The sequence below is a fragment of the Streptomyces sp. NPDC048270 genome (assembly GCF_040652335.1).
Taxonomy (GTDB): Bacteria; Actinomycetota; Actinomycetes; order Streptomycetales; family Streptomycetaceae; genus Streptomyces.
Map to the genome: position 1 here is coordinate 149,506 of NZ_JBEZLV010000010.1, position 20,635 is coordinate 170,140.

Consider the following 20,635-nt stretch of genomic DNA (forward strand, 5'->3'; position numbering starts at 1 on the left):
GTACGATGTTCTGATGTCTCACGGGATCCAGCTCCAGCCAGTGCCCTACGACCACCCGGACGCGGTCAAGCTCAGTGACCAGGTCCAGCTGGAGTACCAGGCGCGCTACGACGACGGCGAAGGCGACGCCACCTACCTCGACCCGGGCATGTTCGCCCCGCCGCGCGGCCTCTACCTGCTGGCCTACGACGCCCAGGGCGCACCGGTCGCCAGCGGCGGCTGGCGCAGCCAGGACGAGAACGAGGAGGGCTACGCGGACGGCGACGCCGAGCTGAAGCGCATGTACGTCATACCGGAGGCCCGCGGCCTGGGCCTGGCCCGCCGGATCCTGGCCGCCCTGGAGGACGACGCCCGCGCGGCGGGCCGCACCCGGATGGTCCTGGAGACGGGCGACCAGCAGCCGGAGGCGATCGCGCTCTACCTGTCGTCGGGCTACGGCATGTCCGCGAAGTTCGGGCACTACCGCTTCCACGACTCCAGCCGCTGCATGACGAAGCCGCTGCGGCCGTCCTCCTGACGGACCCCGTCCGTCGCGGGTGCCCTACCGCGGGAGCCAGACGGCCCGGTCGGCGCCCCAGCGGGACGGGCCCGCCGGCCACTGCCCGAACGGACTGGCGGCGTGGCGCAGCGGCCCGTACCCCGAGTCCGAGGCGCGCAGCCACGGCCGCGCCGCGTACCCCGGGGCGCCCGGCCCGGCCGCCGGGACCTCCCGGACCAGCCACGACGCCGTTCCGGCCAGGGAGAACCGCAGCGCCCGCCCGCCCCCCTCCGCCAGCGCCCGCAGGACACCGGCCGCCACCAGGTACCCCGTGCCGTGGTCCAGCGCCTGCGCCGGCAGCACCCCCGGCGCGCCGTCCGGACCGGCGTACCGCGCGGCGATCCCGTACCCGGCCTGCACGAGCGAGTCGAACCCCCGCCGCCCGGCCCACGGCCCGTCCCAGCCCCACGCGCACAGCTGGGCCACCACCAGCCCCGGCCGCCGCTCCAGCAGCTCAGCCGCCCCGAGCCCGTGCCGCTCCAGCGCTCCCGGCCGGTATCCGCTCACCACCACGTCCGCCTCGGCCAGCAGCCCCTCGAACACCGCCCGGTCCGCCGGGGCCGCGAGGTCCAGCAGCGCCGACCGCTTGCCGAAGCCGGTGTCCGCGTAGGTGTCGGCCGCCTCCGGCAGCCCCGGCGCGTCCACGCGGAGCACGTCCGCCCCGAGCACTCCGAGCGTGCGCGTCGCCACCGGCCCCGCGATCACCCGGGTGAGGTCCAGCACCCGCACCCCGGCCGCGGGCAGCCCCGCGGGAGCCGGCCCGGCGGTCCGGCCCGGCACCTCGGTCTCCCGTACGGTCTCGACCAGCGGCCGCGGATCCCCGTACCCCCGCGCCACGGCGACCGCGAGCCCGCCCTCCCCGTACACGCGCTCCTGCACCTCGACGGCCGTCAGCCCCGCCACCGCGGCCCGCACCGCACCCGGCGTCGCGGAGGACAGCCCCAGCGCCCGCACCAGCGCGGCCTCGTGGTGCGGATAGTTGGCGTGGGTGCGCAGCCAGCCGTCCGCCGCCCGCCAGAAGCCGGACAGCGGCGCGAAGCTCACCGGCTCCCGCCCCCGCACCCGCAGCTGCCGCTCGCTGACGAAGGCCGTGGCCACCGCACCCTCGTCCACGACGACCGGCTCCGCGCCGGCGGCCCCGCCCCCGGCCCGTACGGCGGCCAGCTCCGCCGCGGCCAGCGCACACACCCCGACCGAGGCCCGCGCCAGCTCCCGCACCGGCAGCGGCCCCTGCCCCAATCCCGACGCCCCGCGGTACCGCACCCGCCCGGCGAGCCCGGGCACCCCACCGAGCGCGTCCCACGCCTGCACCGTCGCACCGTCCGGCTCGTCCGTGATCGTCATGGACCCATTGAACCCACTCGACTGCCGCGCACAGGAGCCGACTTCGGCCACGGGGATTCAACACCGGGCGGAAAAGCAGAAGATCCCGCCCGATCTTGCGATCGGACGGGATCTTCATCGTCTGTGGACCTGTGGGGATTTGAACCCCAGACCCCCTCGATGCGAACGAGGTGCGCTACCAGACTGCGCCACAGGCCCTTGCGACGTGTGAAACATTAGCATCCCCGCGCGGGTGCTCCAAAACGCGTATCCGGGAGCGTCCGCGCAGGTCACCGATCACTCGTTCGCGGCCCGCGGGCGGTCCTCGCCCTCGTACTGGTCGAACAGCGGGGTGCGGCCCCGCTCGCGGCCGCGCGGGCGGGGCGTGCTCGGGGGCTTCGCCTCCGTCTTGGGGGCCGGGACCGCGGGCTGGGCGCGCAGCCGGGGCTCCGTCGGCTCGGCCGCGCTGGAGCGGGTCGCGCTCCAGGCGTCCGGGGCCGCCGGGCCGGTGGCGCGCGGGGCGACCGGGGCCGTCACGTACGTGGGCAGCGGGACCGGGACGGGCTCCCAGCTGTCACCGCGGGCGGGGCCTCGTTCGCGCTCGCGCTGCTGGTCCACCCACTCGGCGTGGTCGGTCTGCTCGACCAGGGCGCGCCGTCCGGCCTCCTGCGGGGAGACCGGTGGCGCGGGGTCCGGGTCGGCGCCCGCGCCGGCGGTGTCCTCGGGGTGGCTGCGGCGCTGGCGGTTCTCCCGCAGCTGCCGGGCGGCGGCCTCGGCGCGCCGCCGGTCCATGGTGAACTCGTAGCGTCGGCGCTCCTGGACCCGCAGGTGCACGATGTACGCGCTCAGCAGGAGCGCGGGCACGGCCGGGGCCCACAGGAAGCGCAGCCCGCCGACCGCCGCGACGACCGCCCCGAACGTGAAGACGAGGAAGAGGAGCGCTGTCGTGCGCCGGCGGCGCGCGAGGACCTGGAGGCGCTGTTCGCGCCGGGCCCGCTCCGCGCGCTGCTCCCGCTCGGCGGCGGCCGGTCTCGGCTCCGCCCTGGTCGGGGGCACGACGACGGCCCGGACGTCGGCGTCCACGGAATTCACCGTTTCCGTCGCGGCGTCCGGGTCCGCGTGGGGCTGGGGCTCCGCCTGCTCGTCACCGCGCTCACGCAGTCCCTTGGCGTAACGGCGCTCCATTCCCGCCCGGCCGGAAAGCAGCCGAATGGCAGTGGAGAAGCGTTCCGTCGGACGGGCTTCGTTCAGCTCGTCCTGCCTCCGGAGCCACATGGGCACCAAGTAGGCGGCCCAGGCCCCGACAATGACTGCGTAGATGAGGCCGCTGCTGCTCACACCCCACACCGTAGAGGGGTACGGGCGGGGGGATCGGCCAATTGGGCCGGTGTGTCGCGCGATCTCGCTGATATCACGGACTTTTTTTGTGACTCTTCGGATCAGGTTATGGGCGAATCGGTTCCGCGAAGGTCGTAATTCGAACGGATATTCGTTTCTTCATTTCGGCGGGGACTGTGCGTGGCGCGCCCGGTGCCAGCGCCGCAGCAGGCCCTCCGGCACCTCCTCCGACGTGACCGCGTAGACGAGGTGGTCGCGCCAGGCGCCGTCGATGTGCAGGTAGCGCGGTCGCAGCCCCTCCTCGCGCAGGCCCAGCTTCTCCACCACCCGGCGGCTCGGCCCGTTCTCGGGGCGGATGCACACCTCGATCCGGTGCAGCCCGACCCTCTGGAAGCAGTGGTCGACGGCGAGCGCGACCGCCGTCGGCATGACCCCGCGGCCCGCGACCTCGCGGTCCACCCAGTAGCCCACGTGGCCCGCGCACATCGAGCCCCAGGTGATCCCGGCGACCGTCAGCTGGCCGACGAGGCGGCCCTCGTACTCGATGACGAACGGCAGCATGCGACCCGCGTTCGCCTCCGCCCGCAGGTGGCGGACCATCTGGCGGTACGTCGGCCGCTGGATCACCGGACCCCACGGCGCGGGGGGCGGGATCGTGGCCTCCCAGGGCCGCAGCCACTCGCGGTTGCGCCGGTTGACCTCGCGCCACGCCTTCTGGTCCCGCAGCTTTATCGGCCGGAGCGTGACATCGCCGTCCGTCAGGACGACCGGCCAGGAGGGGCCGTTCAGCTCGTGCTCCCGGAGGGATCCGCCGGTCTGGGATGGTCGCCGCCGCGGATCTGGTCCACGGCGTGCGGCAGGATCCGGGACAGGACCGCGAGCCCGTCGCGCACCCCGCCCGTCGAACCGGGCAGGTTGACGATCAGGGTGTGTCCCGCCACGCCCGCGAGACCCCGGGACAGGGCCGCGGTCGGCACCTTCGCGAGCCCCTCGGCGCGGATGGCCTGCGGGATGCCCGGGATCTCGTAGTCCAGCACCCGCGCGGTGGCGTCGGGGGTGCGGTCGGTCGGCGAGATGCCGGTCCCGCCGGTGGTCAGGATGACGTCGAAGCCGGCGGCCACGCCCTCGCGCAGCGCCTGCTCGACGGGATCGCCGTCGGGGACGACCCGGGGGCCCTCCACCGAGAAGCCGAGCTTCTCCAGCGCCTCGGCCAGCAGCGGGCCGCCCTTGTCGGCGTACACGCCCTGCGAGGCCCGGTTCGAGGCCGTGACCACCAGGGCCCGGCCCGTGGACGCGGGGACGGGGAGCGCGTCGGCGGGCGGCGCCGGCAGGTGGCTGTGGCTGTGGCTGTGCACCTCGCCGCCGCGCGGGGCGTTCACGAGCGCGCCCAGTCGCCGGACTTGCCGCCGGTCTTCTCCTCCACCCGCACGTCCGTGATGACCGCGCCCTTGTCCACGGCCTTCACCATGTCGATCACGGTGAGCCCGGCGACCGCGACCGCCGTCAGGGCCTCCATCTCGACTCCCGTGCGGTCGGTCGTCTTCACGGTGGCGAGGATCTCCACGGCGTCGTCGGCGACCGACAGGTCGACCTTCACGCCCGAGACGGCCAGCGGGTGGCACAGCGGGATCAGGTCGGGGGTCTTCTTCGCCCCCATGATCCCGGCGATCCGCGCGGTGGCGAGGGCGTCGCCCTTGGGGACGCCCTCGCCGCGCAGCAGCTCGATCACCCGCGGGGAGACGAGTACCCGCCCGCTGGCACGGGCCGTCCGGGTGGTGACGTCCTTCTCCGAGACGTCGACCATCCGGGCCGCGCCGGCCTCGTCGATGTGGGTGAGCCTGCTCTCGGTACTCATCGCTGCGCCGCTCCGCTCTGGGCCCCGGGGGGCCTGTGTGGTGCGACACACGCTACCCGCACCGGCGGGGCTTCAGCCGAGCAGGACCACTTCCAGCTCGCTGCCGGGCTCCACCGAGGTGACTTCCTCCGGTACGACCATCAGCGAGTCGGCGTGGGCCAGTGCGGCGATCAGGTGCGAGCCCGATCCGCCGACCGGGCTGACCGTCCCGCTCTCGGCGTCGTACTTGCCGCGCAGGAACTGCCGGCGGCCGGCCGGGGAGCCCAGCGCCTCGTCCGCCTTGAGCACCGCCCGTACGGACGGCCGGGCCACCTCGGATTCCGGCAGTCCCATGAGCGCGCGGATCGCCGGGCGCACGAACAGCTCGAAGGAGACGTACGAGGACACCGGGTTGCCGGGCAGCGCCAGCAGCGGGGTGTGGTCCGGGCCGATGGTGCCGAAGCCCTGCGGCTTGCCGGGCTGCATGGCGAGCTTCCGGAAGTCGATCCTGCCGCCGCCGATGTCGTCCTCGCCGCCGGCCACCGAGGTCAGCGCCTCCTTGACCACGTCGTACGCGCCGACGCTGACCCCGCCCGTGGTGACCAGCAGGTCGGCCCGGATCAGCTGGTCCTCGATGGTGGCGCGCAGGGTGTCGGCGTCGTCCGCGACGGCGCCGACCCGGTAGGCGATGGCCCCGGCGTCCCGCGCGGCCGCGGCCAGCGCGAAGCTGTTGGAGTCGTAGATCGTCCCGGACGCGAGCGCCTCGCCGGGCTGGACCAGCTCGCTGCCGGTGGACAGGACGACCACGCGCGGGCGCGGCCGCACCCGCACGGTGCCGCGCCCGATGGCGGCCAGCAGGGCGATCTGCGGCGGCCCGAGGACGGTCCCGGCCGCCAGGGCCAGGTCTCCGGCCTGTACGTCGCTGCCGCGCGAGCGGACGTGCGCCCGGGCCTCGGCGGGCCGGTGCACCCGCACCTCGCCGCCCGCGCCCTCGGGGGCAGCGCTGGCCGGGGACATCCCGGAGGCCGCTCCCCCGCCCGTGCCGCCGTCGGTCCACTCGACCGGTACGACGGCCTCGGCGCCGGGCGGCAGCGGGGCGCCGGTCATGATGCGGGCGGCCTCGCCGGGGCCCACGGCGGGCAGCTCGGCGCTGCCCGCCGCGACGTCCCCGACGACCGTCAGCACCGCGGGGAACTCCTCGCTCGCGCCCTGGACGTCCGCCGTCCGGACGGCGTAGCCGTCCATGGAGCTGTTGTCGAAGGGCGGGAGGGCGACGGGCACGGTGACGTCTTCGACCAGGACACAGCCCTGTGCGTCCAGCAGCTGGAGCTCGATCGGCTCCAGCGGCCGGACGGTGGCGAGGACGTCCGCGAGGTGCTCGTCCACGGACCACAGGCGGTGGCCGGTGTCCTGCGGTGCGGAACTGCTCAAGGTGCTACATCTCCTCCGTGACGTAACGGTGAAGCCAGGTGCGGAACTCCGGGCCCAGGTCCTCGCGCTCGCACGCGAGGCGGACGATGGCCCGCAGGTAGTCGCCGCGGTCCCCGGTGTCGTAGCGGCGGCCCCGGAAGACCACGCCGTGCACCGGGCCGCCGATGGTCTCGTCGGCGGCCAGCTTCTGCAGGGCGTCGGTGAGCTGGATCTCCCCACCGCGGCCCGGCTCGGTCTCCCGCAGTATGTCGAAGATCGCGGGGTTGAGGACGTACCGTCCGATCACCGCGTAGTTGCTGGGGGCGTCCGCGGCGTCCGGCTTCTCGACGAGGCCGGTGATCCGGACCACGTCGTCCTCGTCGGTGGCCTCGACGGCGGCGCAGCCGTAGAGGTGCACGCTGGCCGGGTCCACCTCCATGAGCGCGATGACGGTGCCGCCGGTGCGGGCGTGGATCTCGGCCATCTGGCGCAGCAGCGGGTCGCGCGGGTCGATCAGGTCGTCACCGAGCAGGACGGCGAAGGGCTCGCGGCCGACGTGCGGCTCGGCGCACAGCACGGCGTGGCCCAGGCCACGGGGGTCGCCCTGGCGCACGTAGTGCATGGTGGCCAGGTCGCTGGACTCCTGGACCTTCTTCAGCCGGTCGTCGTCGCCCTTCGCGATGAGGGCCGACTCCAGCTCGTAGTTGCGGTCGAAGTGGTCTTCGAGAGCGCGCTTGTTACGCCCAGTGATCATGAGGACATCGTCGAGCCCGGCCGCCACGGCTTCCTCGACCACGTACTGGATGGCCGGCTTGTCCACAACGGGGAGCATTTCCTTCGGGGTCGCCTTGGTCGCCGGAAGGAAGCGAGTGCCGAGGCCCGCAGCCGGAATGACGGCCTTCTTGATCACGGGGTGCAACATAGTCATGCCCCGAACGATAGTGGGTCCTGCCGAACGCCTGGCCAGATCACGGGTAGGTAGATCCACTTATGTGCCGATTTACCGAGGATATTTGAATCCGCTGTGACAGAGAATCCGCATCCCGTTTCCATCAAGGCTCGACTGCGCCGGGAACTTCTCGCCGCCCGCCGCGCCTTGTCCCCCGACGCCTGCCGCGCCGCGGCCGACGCGCTGGCCGTCACGGCCCTCGATCTCCCCGAACTGGCCGGTGCGCGAACGGTGGCGGCCTACGTCTCCGTCGGCACGGAGCCCGGCACCCGCGCCCTGCTCGACGCGCTGCGCGCGGCCGGCAAGCGGGTGCTGCTGCCCCGGCTGCTGCCCGACAACGACCTCGACTGGGCGGCGTACGAGGGCCCCCGCGGCCTCGCCGAGGCCGCGCACCCGGGAAAGATGCGGCTCCTGGAGCCTACCGGCCCGGCGCTCGGACCGGACGCGGTGACCGCGGCCGACGCCGTGCTCCTGCCCGGGCTCGCGGTGGACGGCCGCGGGATGCGGCTGGGCCGCGGCGGGGGCTCGTACGACCGGGTCCTGGAGCGGCTGGAGCGCGCCGGGGCGCATCCGGCGCTGGTGGTGCTCCTCTACGACGAAGAGGTGGTCGCGCGGGTCCCGGAGGAACCGCACGACCACCCCGTGCAGGCGGTGGCCACCCCTTCCGGGGTGCTCCGTTTCTAGGGCTTGAGGGTCAGGGTGTCGACCGTCGCCTTGTCCACCGCGTCCTTGCCGAAGGGCCAGTCCAGCAGTTCGCCCTTGGCCCACATCGTCGTCTGGTCCGTGTAGTGCGAGTTGTACGCGTGCCCCGAGGCGCCCGTGAGGTTGATCCAGCGGGACTTGTCGAGGTCGTTGAGGTTCACGACCATCCGCATCGACGGCACCCAGGTGACCCCGTAGCCGCTGGAGGCGTTCCAGCCGGTGGCGTTGACGGTGGCCTCGCCGCCGCCCAGGTTCCACGGGCCGCGGTTGAGCAGCCACTGCAGGAAGCCGGGGCCCTCGGTGCCGATCGTCTGGTTCTTCAGCGTGAGCTGGTGCAGCCGGCCCCAGCTCCAGGTGGACTGGTCCTTGCCGAGCTTGGCGGTCAGCTCCCAGCGGGCGTCCTCCATGGCCCGGGCGAACAGCTCGTCGCGGGTGGTGGTCGCCGGCTGGGCGAAGCCCTTCTTGGGGGCGCTCCACCACGGCGACTTCTCGTCCTTGACCAGGCGGCGGACCACCTCGAACCAGCGGTCGCCGCCGTCCGGCTGCGCCGAGTCGGACCCGCGGGCGCCGCATTCGCGGACCACCTCGGAGAGCTCGTCGGCGGGGCCGCTGTCGGCGCGGACGTTCATGCAGCTGCCCTCGACCCGCAGCTCCTTGGGCATCTTGTCGCCGAAGGCCAGCTTGAGGATGTTGCGCCAGACCGCGTTGAAGTAGGCGGCCGCGGCCGAGTCGTTCTCCTGGGTGTAGTTCCAGCCCTCCAGGAGCTTCTGTGCGGAGCGCACGTCCGGGTCGGAGACCTCGATCTTGGCCAGCATCGGGGTCAGCAGCGCGGCGATCTCGCTGCTGTTGTCCATCTGCATGGCGCGCATGTCGTCGGTCGAGATCTTGCCGCTGTCCTTGATCTTCGCCTCGATGAGGTCGTTGATCCGCTGGCTGCGGGCGCCGTAGCCCCAGTCGGTGGTGAGCAGGTGCGGGTACTTGCCGGCGCCGGTCCCGCTCTCCACGACCGCCTGGTTGGCGGTGACGATGTAGCCGCGCGAGGGGTTGGACTCGAAGGGCAGCTCGCTCTGCGGGATGTACTCGGCGCTGCCGTCCTTGCCGGTCTTCCAGGCGTACTTGGAGTCCCAGCCCGGCGCGGGCATCCGGCCGTCACCGGCGCCGCGGACCGGGATGCGGCCCGGGGCCTGGTAGCCGATGTTGCCGGACTGGCCCTTGCCGTCGGCGTAGATCAGGTTCTGGGAGGGCACCTCGAAGTCGGCGGCGGCCTTGCGGAACTCGTTGAAGTCCTTGGCCTTGTTCAGCTTGAAGACCGCGTCCATCGACTTGCCCGGCTCCAGGGCGGTCCAGCGCAGGGCGACGGCGTAGCCGTTGCCGCGGTCGGGCGCGGAGCTGGCGACCGGGGCGCGGGAGCCGACCGTGCCGAGCTCGTCGCTGCGGTCGGAGACGAGCGGGCCGTTGTTGGTGATGCGGACGGTCATCTTCTTGGCGGCACCGCCCGCGACCTTGATCACCTCGTCGCGCGTGGTGAAGGGGACCACCTTGTTGTCGTAGACGTAGCCCTCGGGCTTGACCTGCTCCAGGTAGAGGTCGGTGACGTCCGCCCCGAGGTTCGTCATGCCCCAGGCGATGTCGGCGTTGTGCCCGATGACCACGCCGGGCATCCCGGAGAAGGTGTAGCCGGACACGTCGTACTGGCACTGGGCCGAGGCCGTGCGGCAGTGCAGGCCCATCTGGTACCAGACCGAGGGCAGCTGCGGGGACAGGTGCGGGTCGTTCGCGAGCAGCGGCTTGCCGGTGGTCGTGTACTTGCCCGAGATCACCCAGGAGTTCGATCCGATGCCGCTGCCGTTGGGGCCGAGGATCGCGGGGATCTCGTCCAGGGTCTTGGCCAGGGAGGTCAGCTGCGTGCGCAGGCCGACGGTGGCGCCCTGGGCGGTGGCGTTGTCGGCGAGCCCGGTGCCGTTGCCGCTGCCCGTGGAGGCCTGGGAGCCGCCCGCGACGGAACCGCCCGAGCCGGAGCCCGCGGAGGCGGAGCCGCCGGAGGCCTGGGGGGCGAACTTGCCGCCCTCGATCTTGCCGCCCTCGACGACCGGCTTGTTCCGGTCGAAGGGGTAGGGCGGGTAGAGCTCGTCGATCTGCGCCTGCGTGAGCTTGCTCGCCATCAGGGCGCGGTCGATCTCGTCCTGCATGTTGCCGCGCAGGTCCCAGGCCATCGCCTTGAGCCAGGCCACCGAGTCCACCGGCGACCACTGCTCGGGCTGGTAGTCGCCGCTGAGCTTGAGGGCGGCGTGCTCGACGGAGAGGTCCTTGCCGGACTTCCCCTTCAGGTACGCGTTGACCCCGTCGGCGTAGGACTGCAGGTTCTTCTTGGTCTCGTCCGAGAGCTTCTTGTCGTACTCGGCCTGCGCGACCTGGCGCCAGCCCAGGGTGCGCAGGAAGGCGTCGGTCTCGACCTGGCCGGCGCCGAACATCTCCGAGAGCCGCCCGGAGGTCATGTGGCGGCGTACGTCCATCTCCCAGAACCGGTCCTGCGCGTGGACGAAGCCCTGCGCGCGGAAGAGGTCGTCGTCGTTGTCGGCGTAGAGCTGGGGGATGCCGTGGGCATCGCGCTTGACGTCGACGGTCCCGGTGAGGCCCGGCACCTTGAGGGAGCCGGTCGTCTGGGGGAACGAGGCGCGCACGCTGTCGACGCCCCAGTACGCCCCGTAGCCGAGGCCCGCGAAGAGAGCCAGGACCAGCACGAGCACGATCAGACGGACACGTCGTCCCTTCTTCTTGACGGAAGGAGCGGTTTCGTTGGCGGGCATCGCTGTCCTTAGAGGGGCAGGGTGGTCCTGGGAGTGCTGGGAGCAACCATAGGCGCAGGACCGTACTCGTTGATCCGTCAGGGGTGGAGCTGGCAAGGACAGGGACGAACAGGCGTTTCACAATGTGGCTAACGCGTAAAGGGAACGTCAAAGATTAGGTAAGGTAACGAACTACGTGCCGAACCTGCCGCTGGAGGAACGATCCACCGGATCCTCCGCGTGCTTTGAGGAAGGGTCGCCCGCTGACTGTCCACACGCTCAATGAGCTTCTGCTGGTCTGCTCGCTCGTGCTGCTCGTCGCCGTCGCGGCGGTACGCATCTCTTCACGCAGCGGCCTCCCCAGCCTGCTCATCTACCTCGGCATAGGCATCGCGATAGGCCAGGACGGCATCGGCAACGTCGTCTTCGACAACGCCGAGCTGACCCAGGTCATCGGTTATGCCGCGCTCGTCGTGATCCTCGCCGAGGGCGGTCTGGGCACCAAGTGGAAAGACATCAAACCGGCCCTGCCGGCCGCGATCGTGCTGTCCCTGGTGGGCGTCGCGGTCAGCGTCGGCATCACGGCCGCGGGGGCGCACTACCTGGTCGGACTGGAATGGCGCCAGGCCCTGCTGATCGGCGCGGTCGTCTCCTCGACCGACGCGGCGGCCGTCTTCTCCGTCCTGCGCAAGGTCCCGCTCCCCTCCCGGATCACGGGCGTCCTCGAGGCGGAGTCCGGCTTCAACGACGCACCCGTCGTCATCCTGGTCGTGGCTTTCGCCACGGTCGGGCCGATCGACGACTGGTACGTCCTGCTCGGCAAGATCGCCCTGGAGCTGGCCATCGGCGCCGCGATCGGCCTGACCGTGGGCTTCCTGGGCTCGTACGGCCTGCGGCACGTGGCGCTGCCCGCCTCCGGCCTCTACCCGATCGCCGTGATGGCCATCGCCGTGACGGCGTACGCGGCCGGCGCGATGGCGCACGGATCCGGCTTCCTCGCCGTGTACCTGGCCGCGATGGTGCTCGGCAACGCCAAGCTCCCGCACTGGCCGGCCACCCGCGGGTTCGCGGACGGGCTCGGCTGGATCGCCCAGATCGGCATGTTCGTCCTGCTCGGCCTGCTGGTCACCCCGCACGAGCTGGTGCACGACTTCTGGCCGGCCGTGATCATCGGGCTGGTCCTCACCATGGTGGCGCGGCCGCTGGAGGTCTTCGTCAGCCTGCTGCCCTTCCGGATCCCCTGGCGCGAGCAGGCCCTGATGTCCTGGGCCGGTCTGCGCGGAGCCGTGCCCATCATCCTGGCGACCATCCCCATGGTGTCCGGGATCGAGGGCAGCGACCGCGTCTTCAACATCGTCTTCGTGCTGGTCGTCGTCTACACCCTGGTGCAGGGGCCGACCCTGCCCTGGCTGGCGCGCAAGCTGGAGCTCGGCGCCACCGACGAATCCGCCTCGGACCTCGGCATCGAGTCGGCGCCGCTGGAGAAGCTGCGCGGACACCTGCTCTCCTTCGCGATCCCCGCCGCCTCGCGGATGCACGGCGTAGAGGTGAGCGAGCTGCGACTGCCGCCGGGGGCCTCGGTCACCCTGGTGGTCCGCGAGGGCAAGAGCTTCGTACCGCTGCCGTCGACCGTGCTGCGGCGCGGGGACGAGCTGCTGGTCGTGACCACCGATCCGGTACGGGACGCGGCCGAGGCGCGGCTGCGCGCGGTGGCCCGCGGCGGCAAGCTGGCCGGGTGGCTGGGGACGGGCGGGAACGGGTCTTCGCGCTCGCGCGGGTGACGCGTCCCGATGGAGTCCGACTTTAGAGCGGCGTTCTAATTCCTCCGATTTCGGTGACTTATGCCCTGTTTTAACCGTGTTTCTATGGGCTTAAAAAGGCGAAGCTCCCGTTAATCGCAGGTGAAGACACGCCTTGTCGCCGCAATCACAGGGCGTGGTAGTGGGTTCCCCTGTACGATGAAGGCACAACAGATCGAACCAACTCTGCCTGATGCAGAGCTGGCGCGACCGCAAAGCGGCCGTGGCTCCCTCCCGCAGTGGGCGCCCAGGTATCACTCGGTTCTGCGCAAGAGGACAGCTCTCGGGGCTCCCACATGTACGGGTGCGGTCGCTCACAAGGCGACGCACCGTCCGCAGACGGGGACGCTCTACCAGGCAGCGGAAAGGCAAGGCCGTGACATCCGCGGTCACGACCGGAACGTCCGCCACGTCCACCCCCTCCGCCCGCCCCGGCTACGGGCAGCTCCTGCGCACCCCCGGTGCCCTCGGCTTCGTACTTCCCGGCTTCGCCGCCCGGCTTCCCTTCGGGATGCTCACCGTCAGCATCCTCCTGCTCGTCCAGCACACCACCGGCTCCTACGGCAGCGCCGGCATCGTGACCGCCGTGACCGGCGTGTCCATGGCCGTGTTCGCCCCGCTGATGGGCAAGTTCACCGACCGGCTCGGCCAGAGCGCCGTCCTGGTCCCGGCCGCCCTGACGCACACCGCCTCCGTGGGCGCGCTGGCCGCCCTCGCGCTCCTCGGCGCCCCGCTGTGGGCGCTGGTGCTGGCCGCCGTCCCGGCCGGCGCCTCCGTCCCGCAGGCCGGTCCGATGGTCCGGGCCCGCTGGGCCGCCAAGCTCGAGGGCTCGCCGCTGCTGCCGACCGCGGCCGCGTTCGAGTCCGTCACCGACGAGTTCACCTTCGTCGTCGGCCCGGTCCTCGCGACCTTCCTGTGCACCCAGGTCCACCCCTCGGCGGGCCTGATCACCGAGGCCACCCTGACGCTCGTCGGCGGGCTCGTCTTCGCCGCGCAGCGCGCCACCCAGCCCAAGCCGACCGGCCGCCCGGCCGACGGCGAGAAGCACGCCTCCGCCCTGTCCTTCCCGGGCCTGCGCGTCCTGATCGTCGCCTTCCTCGGGATCGGCGCCGTCTTCGGCGGCATGCAGGTCTCGCTCGCCGCCTTCTCCAACGAGATCGGCAACCCGGGCGCCAACGGCCTGCTCTACGGCGTCTTCGCCGCGGGCAACATGGTCGCCGGCATCGCCATGGGCGCCATCGCCTGGAAGATCGGCCCGCGCCGCCGCCTGATCCTGGGCTACATCGGCCTCACCGCCGCCGCCTCGGTCCTGTGGGCCGCGAACTCGGCGATCGTGCTGGGCGCGCTCGGCCTGGTCGTCGGCCTGTGCATCGCCCCGGCGCTGATCACCGGCTACACCATGATCGAGCAGCTGATCCCGGCCGCCTCGCGCACCGAGGCCTTCACCTGGCTGACCGGCGCGGTCGCCTTCGGACAGGCCGTCGCCGTGACCCTGGCCGGCCGCCTGACGGACGCGCACGGGTCCGCGTACGGCTTCCTGGTGCCGATGGCCGCCACCGCGCTGGCCCTGGTCACCCTGCTGGCCCTGCGCGCGAAGTTGGCGCCCAAGGCTCCGAGCCGGATCGTGAACTCGTCCGCGCCCGCCGCGGCCCCGGCCGCGGCCCCCTCGCCGACCCCCTCGTCGGCCCCCTCGTCGGCCTCCCGTAACCGGGTGAACGAGCGTGGGATGGGTCACCGCGTGCCGGTGACGGTGGACTGATCCGCCGGAATACGTCACCATGGAGCGTCGTTAGCACTCATTGAGTGAGAGTGCCAGGAGGAAATTCGTGCCGACCTACCAGTACCAGTGCACCGAGTGCGGTGAGGGCCTTGAGGCCGTGCAGAAGTTCACCGATGACGCGCTGACCGTGTGCCCGAGCTGTGACGGACGCCTGAAGAAGGTGTTCTCCGCGGTCGGCATCGTCTTCAAGGGCTCCGGTTTCTACCGGAACGACAGCCGCGGCGCTTCGTCGAGCAGCACCCCTGCCTCGAAGCCGGCCTCGGCCCCGTCGACGTCCACGGCTGCCGCCGCTCCCGCCGCTTCGTCCTCCTCGACGTCGTCGAGCTCGGGCAGCAGCTCCACCTCGGCTGCCTGACCAACCGTTCCACTCGCCGAAAGGCCCCGCCGCCCATCGGGCAGCGGGGCCTTTCGCGTGCCCGGCTAGGGTGGCGCCATGGTGAACGCAGAGATCGGTGTCATCGGCGGTTCGGGCTTCTACTCCTTCCTGGAGGACGTCTCCGAGATCCAGGTGGAGACCCCGTACGGACCTCCGAGCGACTCCCTGTACGTGGGTGAGCTGGCCGGCCGGCAGGTCGCCTTCCTCCCCCGGCACGGGCGCAGCCACACCGTCCCGCCGCACAGGATCAACTACCGGGCGAACCTGTGGGCGCTGCGCTCGGTCGGCGTCCGCCAGGTGCTGGGCCCGTGTGCGGTCGGCGGCCTGCGGACCGAGTACGGTCCGGGCACGCTGCTCGTTCCCGACCAGCTGGTCGACCGTACGAAGTCCCGCGCGCAGACCTTCTTCGACGGGGAGCCGCTGCCCGACGGCAGCGTGCCGAACGTCGTGCACACCACCTTCGCGGACCCGTACTGCCCGGTGGGGAGGTCGGTCGCGCTGGCGGCGGCCCGGGGGCGGGACTGGGAGCCGGTGGACGGCGGCACCATGGTCGTCATCGAGGGGCCGCGGTTCTCGACGCGCGCCGAGTCGCGCTGGCACGCGGCGGCGGGCTGGTCGGTGGTCGGCATGACGGGCCACCCGGAGGCCGTCCTCGCCCGGGAGCTGGGGCTCTGCTACACGTCGATGGCGCTGGTGACGGACCTGGACGCGGGCGCCGAGACCGGTGAGGGCGTGTCCCACACGGAGGTGCTGCGGGTGTTCGGCGAGAACGTCGGCCGGCTGCGCGAGGTCCTCTTCGACGCGGTGGCGGCGCTCCCGGCGACGCAGGCGCGCGCCTGCCTGTGCACGCACGCGCACGACGGCTGGGATCTGGGGATCGAACTGCCCTAGCCGCCGTGGGGGCGGTCCCTGACACCTGAGGGTGACGGGGTTGTCCACAAGCTGGGGATCGTCCACAGGCCGGAGCGGGATCCGGCGGGAGGCCGGATCGTGGGCTGTGTCCGGGCGCCGGGTCCGGGCACAGCGACTCCCTGCGACTGGTGGTGGCCCTCATGTCCCGTACGCCCGCGCGTTCTTCCGCGCGTTTTTCCTCGCGCTCTTCCGCGCTCCCCTCCTCCCTCCCCGTTCCCGGACCCGTGGTTTCCGCACCCGTGGTTCCCGCACCCGTGCGCGCTCCCGCGCACACGGGTGTTCAGGCGTCCGGTTCCGCTGCCCCCTGCTCCTCCGCGTCCGGTTCTGCTCCCCCTTGCTCCTCCGCTTCAGCTCCTGCCTCCGGTTCCGCCTCCCCCTGCCCGTCTCCGTGTCCCCCGGCGCGGCCCGTGCCCGCCTTTCCCCCGCTGCGGGTCGGGCGGGGCGGCGACCGGCTGCGCAGGGCCCTGCGGCGCCGGCGGCGGGCCCTCGCGGCCGGGCTGGCCGTCGCGGCGGCGGCACTGGCCGTGGGCGGGACGCAGGCGCAGGCCTCGCGGGCCGCACCCCCCGGGGTGCGGGCCTCCCCGAGCGCCCCCGCGCCCGCGCCGGTGCGGATGGTGTCGGCCCCGGTGCGCATCGCCGATGCGGCCACGGTGCGGCTGCTGCGGCCCGGCGACCGGGTCGACGTGGTCGCGGCGGAGCGTGCCGGGCCCCCGAGGGTGGTGGCGGCGGGCGCCCGGGTCGCCGAAGTGCCCGCCGCGGATCCGGGAACGGGGGACGGCGGGGCGCTGGTGGTCCTGTCCGTGCCCCGGGACACGGCGCGGGCCCTCGTGGGCGCGGGTGCGACGGCCCGACTGGCGGTGACGCTGTGTTGATCCGCACACGCGACCGGTCAAGTCACCTCGAAGGGTGGGGCGATTGGACAGAGCGCGCCCGGACTGCCGTAGTTTTCGGAACCGTTGGCTCCGTGTTCGGCAGATATGAAGAAGGGCTCAGTGGTGAGCGAGAAGAAGAAGGAGAGCGTCCTGGCGGGCTTCAAGGCCTTCCTGATGCGCGGCAACGTGGTCGACCTCGCGGTCGCCGTGGTCATCGGCGCGGCGTTCACGAACATCGTGAACGCCATCGTCAAGGGAATCATCAGCCCGCTGGTGGGAGCCATCGGGACCAAGAGCCTCGATGTCTACACGTCGTGCCTGAAGGCCCCCTGCGGCCTCGACGCGGGCGGCCAGCCCACCGGCGTCGAGATCCTCTGGGGCTCGGTGCTCAACGCCGCGCTCACCTTCCTGATCACCGCGGCCGTCGTGTACTTCCTCATGGTCCTGCCGATGGCGAAGTACCTCGCCAAGGTGGAGGCGCGCCGCAAGGCCAAGGAGGGCGTGCAGGAGACCATGGAGATCACGGAGCTGGAGGTCCTCAAGGAGATCCGCGACGCCCTGGTCGCACAGCGCGGGGCGAACGGCGGCGGCACCGGCTCGCCGGGTTCGCGCGACGCGTTCTAGCCGGCCGGACCACGCGGGCCGCCCCCGCGGCTCAGATGTGGTGCGGGGGCTTCTCGTCGAGGAAGCGGGCCAGGTCGGCCGCGCTGCCTCCGGCGGCCGGCCGCTCGCCCCAGCCCCGGTCGGTGTCGTCCGAGGACTGCTGGTCCAGCGGGTCGTCGAAGACGAGCCGGGGCTTGGGCTTCGGCTCGGTCTTCGGCGGCACGGCGGGCCCGTGCTGCGGGTCGGGGGCGGCGGGGATGCTCATGCCTCCAGGGTACGGCCGCCCCCGGGGACGGCCCCGTTCAGCTGGGGGCTTCGGCGCCCTTGCGGGCGTAGAACCACCAGCACACCACCAGGCAGGTGGCATAGAAGCCGATGAACAGCCACAGCGCGTGCGTGACGGCCATGGCGGCGAACATCGCGGGGATGAAGAAGAACCCGTAGGCGGCGATGGCGGAGGAGAAGCCGGTGACGGCGCCCGCCTCCATCTCGGACTGCTTCAGCGCGGCGCCCTGCGCCTCGGGCCCCTTGCCCTCGGCCTCCCGCATGTGCTGGTCCCGGAAGATCACCGGGATCTGGCGGAAGGTCGAGCCGTTGCCGAGGCCGGAGAAGGCGAAGGCCGCCAGGAAGCCGATGAAGAAGGCCCAGAAGCTGCCCTGGTCGCCGCTGTGCGGCAGCGCGAAGATCACCACCACCAGCGAGGCCGCCATGCCGACGAAGGACAGCATGGTGACCCTGGCGCCGCCGATCTTGTCGGAGAGCCATCCTCCGGCCCAGCGCATGAGCGCGCCGATGAAGGGGCCGATCCAGGCATAGGTGGTGGCCTGGTAGCCCTGCGCCTCGAAGTTGTTCTTGATCAGCAGCGGCAGGCCCGCGGCGAAGCCGATGAAGGAGCCGAAGGTGCCGACGTAGAGCCAGGTCATCAGCCAGTTGTGCTTGCGCTTGAAGATGATCTTCTGCTGGCTGAAGGGGGCGGCGGCCACCTTGAGGTCGTTCATCAGGAACCAGGCGAGCAGCGCTACGACGACCAGCAGCGGCACCCACAGGAAGGCGCCGTTCTGCAGCCAGATGTCGGTGTTCTGCTTGGCGTCGTGCTGGGGGCCGCCGGCCGGCGCACCGAGGACGGCGGCGGTGACCACCAGCGGGGCGACCAGCTGGACCACGCTCACGCCGAGATTGCCCAGCCCGCCGTTGAGGCCGTTGGCGCTGCCCTTCTCCCGCTTGGGGAAGAAAAAGCCGATGTTGGCCATCGAGGAGGCGAAGTTGGCGCCGCCGATGCCGCAGACCGCCGCGATCAGCACGAGCTCCCAGTACGGGGTTTCGGTGTCCTGGAGCGCGAAGCCCAGCCACAGCATCGGCGCGACCAGGACGATCGTGCTGAAGGCGGTGAACTTCCGCTCGCCGAAGATCGGCCCGATGAAGGTGTAGAGGATCCGGAAGGTGCCGCCGGTGATGCCGGGGATGGCGGTCAGCCAGAACAGCTGCGACCGGGAGAAGCCGAAGCCGACGTCGTTGAGCTTGACGACGGTGACCGACCAGACCTGCCAGACCACGAAGCCCAGCATCAGCGCGGGGATCGAGACCCAGAGGTTGCGCTGGGCGACCTTGCGGCCGGTGGACTGCCAGAAGCCGTCGTCCTCGGGCCGCCAGTCGCCGATGGTGGCACCGGGCTTGTAGGTCTCCGCGCGGTGCGAGCGCACCGCGGAGGGGGTGGGCGTGGGTATCGACATGGTCATCGGTCCTTCGGGTCGAGGAGCCACAGCGCGATCACGACGAGGAAGGACAGGATCAGGAATCCCGCACCCCACCAGGCCGTGCCGGTGTTGCCCTTCATCCACTCGTTGACGGTCACGGTCAGCGCCCAGAGCTGTCCGATGACCACGGTGAGGGCCAGGGTCAGACGGGCGTTGAGCTTCGAGGACCGCTCCGGCTCCTGTTCGGTGCCGGCGCCCGGCCCGGGGCCGGTGTGCCGGATCCGCGGGTCCCCGTAGCCGCTGGTGGAGCGGATCTGCGGATACCGTTCGCGCACCGGCCGGTTCAGCCGGGGCTGGGCGCTTCCCGGGCGGTAGTCGGGGCGCGGAGGCAGTTGTGCGTCGCTCACGTCCGTCCGCTTTCGTCGGAGGCGGCGCGATCCGCTCCGGGGCAGCCCAGCCTGCGGGTCGTCTCGGGGCGGGAATCGCCGAACTGCCGGCACAGGGCGTCCTTGGCCGGCTCTCCCGACCGGGCGGTGGCGATGGCCCAGACACTGCCGTCGGCCTGCTCGGTCAGGAAGACCATGGGGAGCGGGCGCGGTGGCGGGCCCGCGGCCACCTCGCCGGTGCGGACGTCGAAGACGCCCTCGTGGCAGGGGCAGTAAAGCTCCCCGTCGACCCCCCGGTCCTCGCGCCAGAGCACGGCGCAGGCCAGGTGGGTGCAGACGGCGGAGTAGCCGACGAGGGTGCCGTCGGCCAGCCTGACGGCCAGCGCCCGGTCCTCGTCGCCGGGGAAGCGGAAGGCGACGGACTGGCCGGGCGCCAGCTGGTCGGCGACGCGCTTGGCCTCGGGCAGCTTCTCGTTGTCGCCGTGCCGGTGCAGCATGCCGGCGGCGACGCCGACGCCGCCGACGGCCAGGCCGCCGGAGACGGTGGCGACGATCCGCAGGTAGTCGCGGCGGGTGGTCAGGGAATCGGCGCTGATCCGGTCGCGGAGCTGCTCCGCGGCGGCGTCGCCGTCGGGATCCTGGCCGGGCGCGGGAGCCGGCTGTTCGGTGACGCTCATCGGACGTCCACTCCGCCCGCCGGTCGCCCGTCGCCACCCTCGTTCGAATGCGCTTCGCGCATGTCCACTCCATTGATCTCAACCACCGGCAGGCCGCCGGGGACCGGCCACTGGACCTTGTCGGCGGGCACGACCATCGCCACGCCGGTGCTGACCATCACGTCGCCGAAGACGAAGGAGTCGGCGACCTGGACTCCGGGCCGCTCGGCCTGGAGCTCCTCGAGCGTTCCGTAGAAGAGGGCTCCGGTGGGGCAGACGGTGGCGCACATGGGGGCCAGTCCGTAGGCGGTCCGGTCGTAGCAGAGGTTGCACTTCATCTGCAGCTTCGCCTGGAGGTCGATCTTCGGGACGCCGAAGGGGCAGGCGTTGACGCAGTTGGCGCAGCCGATGCAGCGGGTGGTGTCCGCCTGCTGGACCACGCCGTCGGCGGTCACCAGGATCGCGTCGGCGGGGCAGACCTCGGCGCAGGGGGCGACGGGGTCCTCGCAGTGCATGCAGACGGTCGGGAGGGAGGCGACGGACATGCCGGGCTCGGTGTAGTCGAGGTGGATCATCGACTTGCCGCGGTGGGAGTCGCATTCGCGGCAGGCGGAGACACAGGCCTGGCACCCGATGCAGCGGCCCGGATCGATGAAGATCGTGCGGCCCATCATGGC

At 72.1% G+C, this 20,635-nt stretch carries 21 protein-coding genes and 1 tRNA gene; 8 read left to right on the top strand and 14 right to left on the bottom strand.

The features are described from left to right. The first annotated feature begins 13 nt into the window (after positions 1 to 13). Positions 14 to 517: a GNAT family N-acetyltransferase gene (locus tag AB0D66_RS12255; protein ID WP_362300664.1), complete on the top strand. Its 504-nt coding sequence runs from the start codon at positions 14 to 16 to the stop codon at positions 515 to 517. 24 nt (positions 518 to 541) lie between these two features. Here the strand turns inward: AB0D66_RS12255 and AB0D66_RS12260 are convergent, their stop codons facing one another. The 8 genes from AB0D66_RS12260 to galU form a co-directional block, all read right to left on the bottom strand. Beyond that, a complete protein-coding gene (locus AB0D66_RS12260; protein ID WP_362300667.1) occupies positions 542 to 1,882 on the bottom strand; it encodes a CoA transferase in 1,341 nt (446 codons plus the stop codon). A gap of 124 nt (positions 1,883 to 2,006) precedes the next feature. Further along, positions 2,007 to 2,080: transfer RNA gene (locus tag AB0D66_RS12265), tRNA-Ala, on the bottom strand. A 78-nt stretch (positions 2,081 to 2,158) separates the two neighbouring features. Further along, positions 2,159 to 3,199, bottom strand: coding sequence for a hypothetical protein (locus tag AB0D66_RS12270; RefSeq protein ID WP_362300670.1), 1,041 nt, complete (start codon positions 3,197 to 3,199; stop codon positions 2,159 to 2,161). A gap of 159 nt (positions 3,200 to 3,358) precedes the next feature. Further along, positions 3,359 to 3,988, bottom strand: coding sequence for a GNAT family protein (locus AB0D66_RS12275; RefSeq protein ID WP_362300819.1), 630 nt, complete (start codon positions 3,986 to 3,988; stop codon positions 3,359 to 3,361). Then, complete coding sequence (locus AB0D66_RS12280) at positions 3,985 to 4,530, bottom strand: MogA/MoaB family molybdenum cofactor biosynthesis protein (protein ID WP_362300822.1); 546 nt, start codon at positions 4,528 to 4,530, stop codon at positions 3,985 to 3,987. Before AB0D66_RS12280 ends, AB0D66_RS12275 begins: the two co-directional genes overlap by 4 nt. 44 nt (positions 4,531 to 4,574) lie before the next feature. Then, complete coding sequence (moaC, locus tag AB0D66_RS12285) at positions 4,575 to 5,054, bottom strand: cyclic pyranopterin monophosphate synthase MoaC (protein WP_362300673.1); 480 nt, start codon at positions 5,052 to 5,054, stop codon at positions 4,575 to 4,577. Between the two features lie 72 nt (positions 5,055 to 5,126). Further along, positions 5,127 to 6,464 (bottom strand): gephyrin-like molybdotransferase Glp, encoded by a 1,338-nt coding sequence (gene glp, locus AB0D66_RS12290; protein ID WP_362300676.1) that lies wholly within the window; start codon positions 6,462 to 6,464, stop codon positions 5,127 to 5,129. Between the two features lie 4 nt (positions 6,465 to 6,468). Further along, positions 6,469 to 7,371: a UTP--glucose-1-phosphate uridylyltransferase GalU gene (gene galU / locus AB0D66_RS12295; protein WP_362300679.1), complete on the bottom strand. Its 903-nt coding sequence runs from the start codon at positions 7,369 to 7,371 to the stop codon at positions 6,469 to 6,471. A gap of 96 nt (positions 7,372 to 7,467) precedes the next feature. Between galU and AB0D66_RS12300 the strand changes: the two genes are divergently transcribed. Then, a complete protein-coding gene (locus tag AB0D66_RS12300; protein WP_362300682.1) occupies positions 7,468 to 8,076 on the top strand; it encodes a 5-formyltetrahydrofolate cyclo-ligase in 609 nt (202 codons plus the stop codon). Here the strand turns inward: AB0D66_RS12300 and AB0D66_RS12305 are convergent. Then, a complete protein-coding gene (locus AB0D66_RS12305; RefSeq protein WP_362300685.1) occupies positions 8,073 to 10,901 on the bottom strand; it encodes a penicillin acylase family protein in 2,829 nt (942 codons plus the stop codon). The genes AB0D66_RS12300 and AB0D66_RS12305 overlap by 4 nt on opposite strands. Before the next feature lie 224 nt (positions 10,902 to 11,125). Between AB0D66_RS12305 and AB0D66_RS12310 the strand changes: the two genes are divergently transcribed. The 6 genes from AB0D66_RS12310 to mscL all read left to right on the top strand — a co-directional run bounded on the left by AB0D66_RS12310 (position 11,126) and on the right by mscL (position 17,243). Then, the gene (locus AB0D66_RS12310; protein WP_362300688.1) at positions 11,126 to 12,661 is read left to right on the top strand and encodes a potassium/proton antiporter; all 1,536 of its coding nucleotides are present in this window, start codon (positions 11,126 to 11,128) and stop codon (positions 12,659 to 12,661) included. Between the two features lie 394 nt (positions 12,662 to 13,055). Further along, a complete protein-coding gene (locus AB0D66_RS12315) occupies positions 13,056 to 14,438 on the top strand; it encodes an MFS transporter (RefSeq protein WP_362300690.1) in 1,383 nt (460 codons plus the stop codon). A 67-nt stretch (positions 14,439 to 14,505) separates the two neighbouring features. Beyond that, on the top strand, positions 14,506 to 14,814 hold the full coding sequence (locus tag AB0D66_RS12320; protein WP_362300693.1) for an FmdB family zinc ribbon protein: 309 nt from the start codon (positions 14,506 to 14,508) through the stop codon (positions 14,812 to 14,814). Between the two features lie 78 nt (positions 14,815 to 14,892). Next, entirely contained in the window at positions 14,893 to 15,726 is an 834-nt protein-coding gene (locus AB0D66_RS12325) for an S-methyl-5'-thioadenosine phosphorylase (RefSeq protein ID WP_362300696.1), read from the top strand. A 428-nt stretch (positions 15,727 to 16,154) separates the two neighbouring features. Continuing rightward, on the top strand, positions 16,155 to 16,619 hold the full coding sequence (locus tag AB0D66_RS12330; RefSeq protein WP_362300700.1) for a hypothetical protein: 465 nt from the start codon (positions 16,155 to 16,157) through the stop codon (positions 16,617 to 16,619). Between the two features lie 123 nt (positions 16,620 to 16,742). Further along, positions 16,743 to 17,243, top strand: a complete 501-nt coding sequence (gene mscL / locus AB0D66_RS12335; RefSeq protein WP_362300703.1) for a large conductance mechanosensitive channel protein MscL — start codon at positions 16,743 to 16,745, stop codon at positions 17,241 to 17,243. 31 nt (positions 17,244 to 17,274) lie between these two features. Here mscL and AB0D66_RS12340 read toward each other — a convergent pair whose 3' ends face one another. From AB0D66_RS12340 to AB0D66_RS12360, 5 genes are read right to left on the bottom strand one after another with little or no spacing between them, the layout of a single operon-like run. Further along, positions 17,275 to 17,487, bottom strand: a complete 213-nt coding sequence (locus AB0D66_RS12340) for a hypothetical protein (protein WP_362300706.1) — start codon at positions 17,485 to 17,487, stop codon at positions 17,275 to 17,277. A 37-nt stretch (positions 17,488 to 17,524) separates the two neighbouring features. Beyond that, positions 17,525 to 18,952 (bottom strand): NarK family nitrate/nitrite MFS transporter, encoded by a 1,428-nt coding sequence (locus tag AB0D66_RS12345; RefSeq protein WP_362300709.1) that lies wholly within the window; start codon positions 18,950 to 18,952, stop codon positions 17,525 to 17,527. A 2-nt stretch (positions 18,953 to 18,954) separates the two neighbouring features. Further along, entirely contained in the window at positions 18,955 to 19,323 is a 369-nt protein-coding gene (locus tag AB0D66_RS12350) for a hypothetical protein (protein WP_362300712.1), read from the bottom strand. Then, on the bottom strand, positions 19,320 to 19,979 hold the full coding sequence (locus AB0D66_RS12355) for a Rieske (2Fe-2S) protein (RefSeq protein WP_362300715.1): 660 nt from the start codon (positions 19,977 to 19,979) through the stop codon (positions 19,320 to 19,322). Before AB0D66_RS12355 ends, AB0D66_RS12350 begins: the two co-directional genes overlap by 4 nt. Continuing rightward, the gene (locus AB0D66_RS12360; protein WP_362300718.1) at positions 19,976 to 20,632 is read right to left on the bottom strand and encodes a 4Fe-4S dicluster domain-containing protein; all 657 of its coding nucleotides are present in this window, start codon (positions 20,630 to 20,632) and stop codon (positions 19,976 to 19,978) included. Before AB0D66_RS12360 ends, AB0D66_RS12355 begins: the two co-directional genes overlap by 4 nt. Positions 20,633 to 20,635 lie beyond the last annotated feature (3 nt).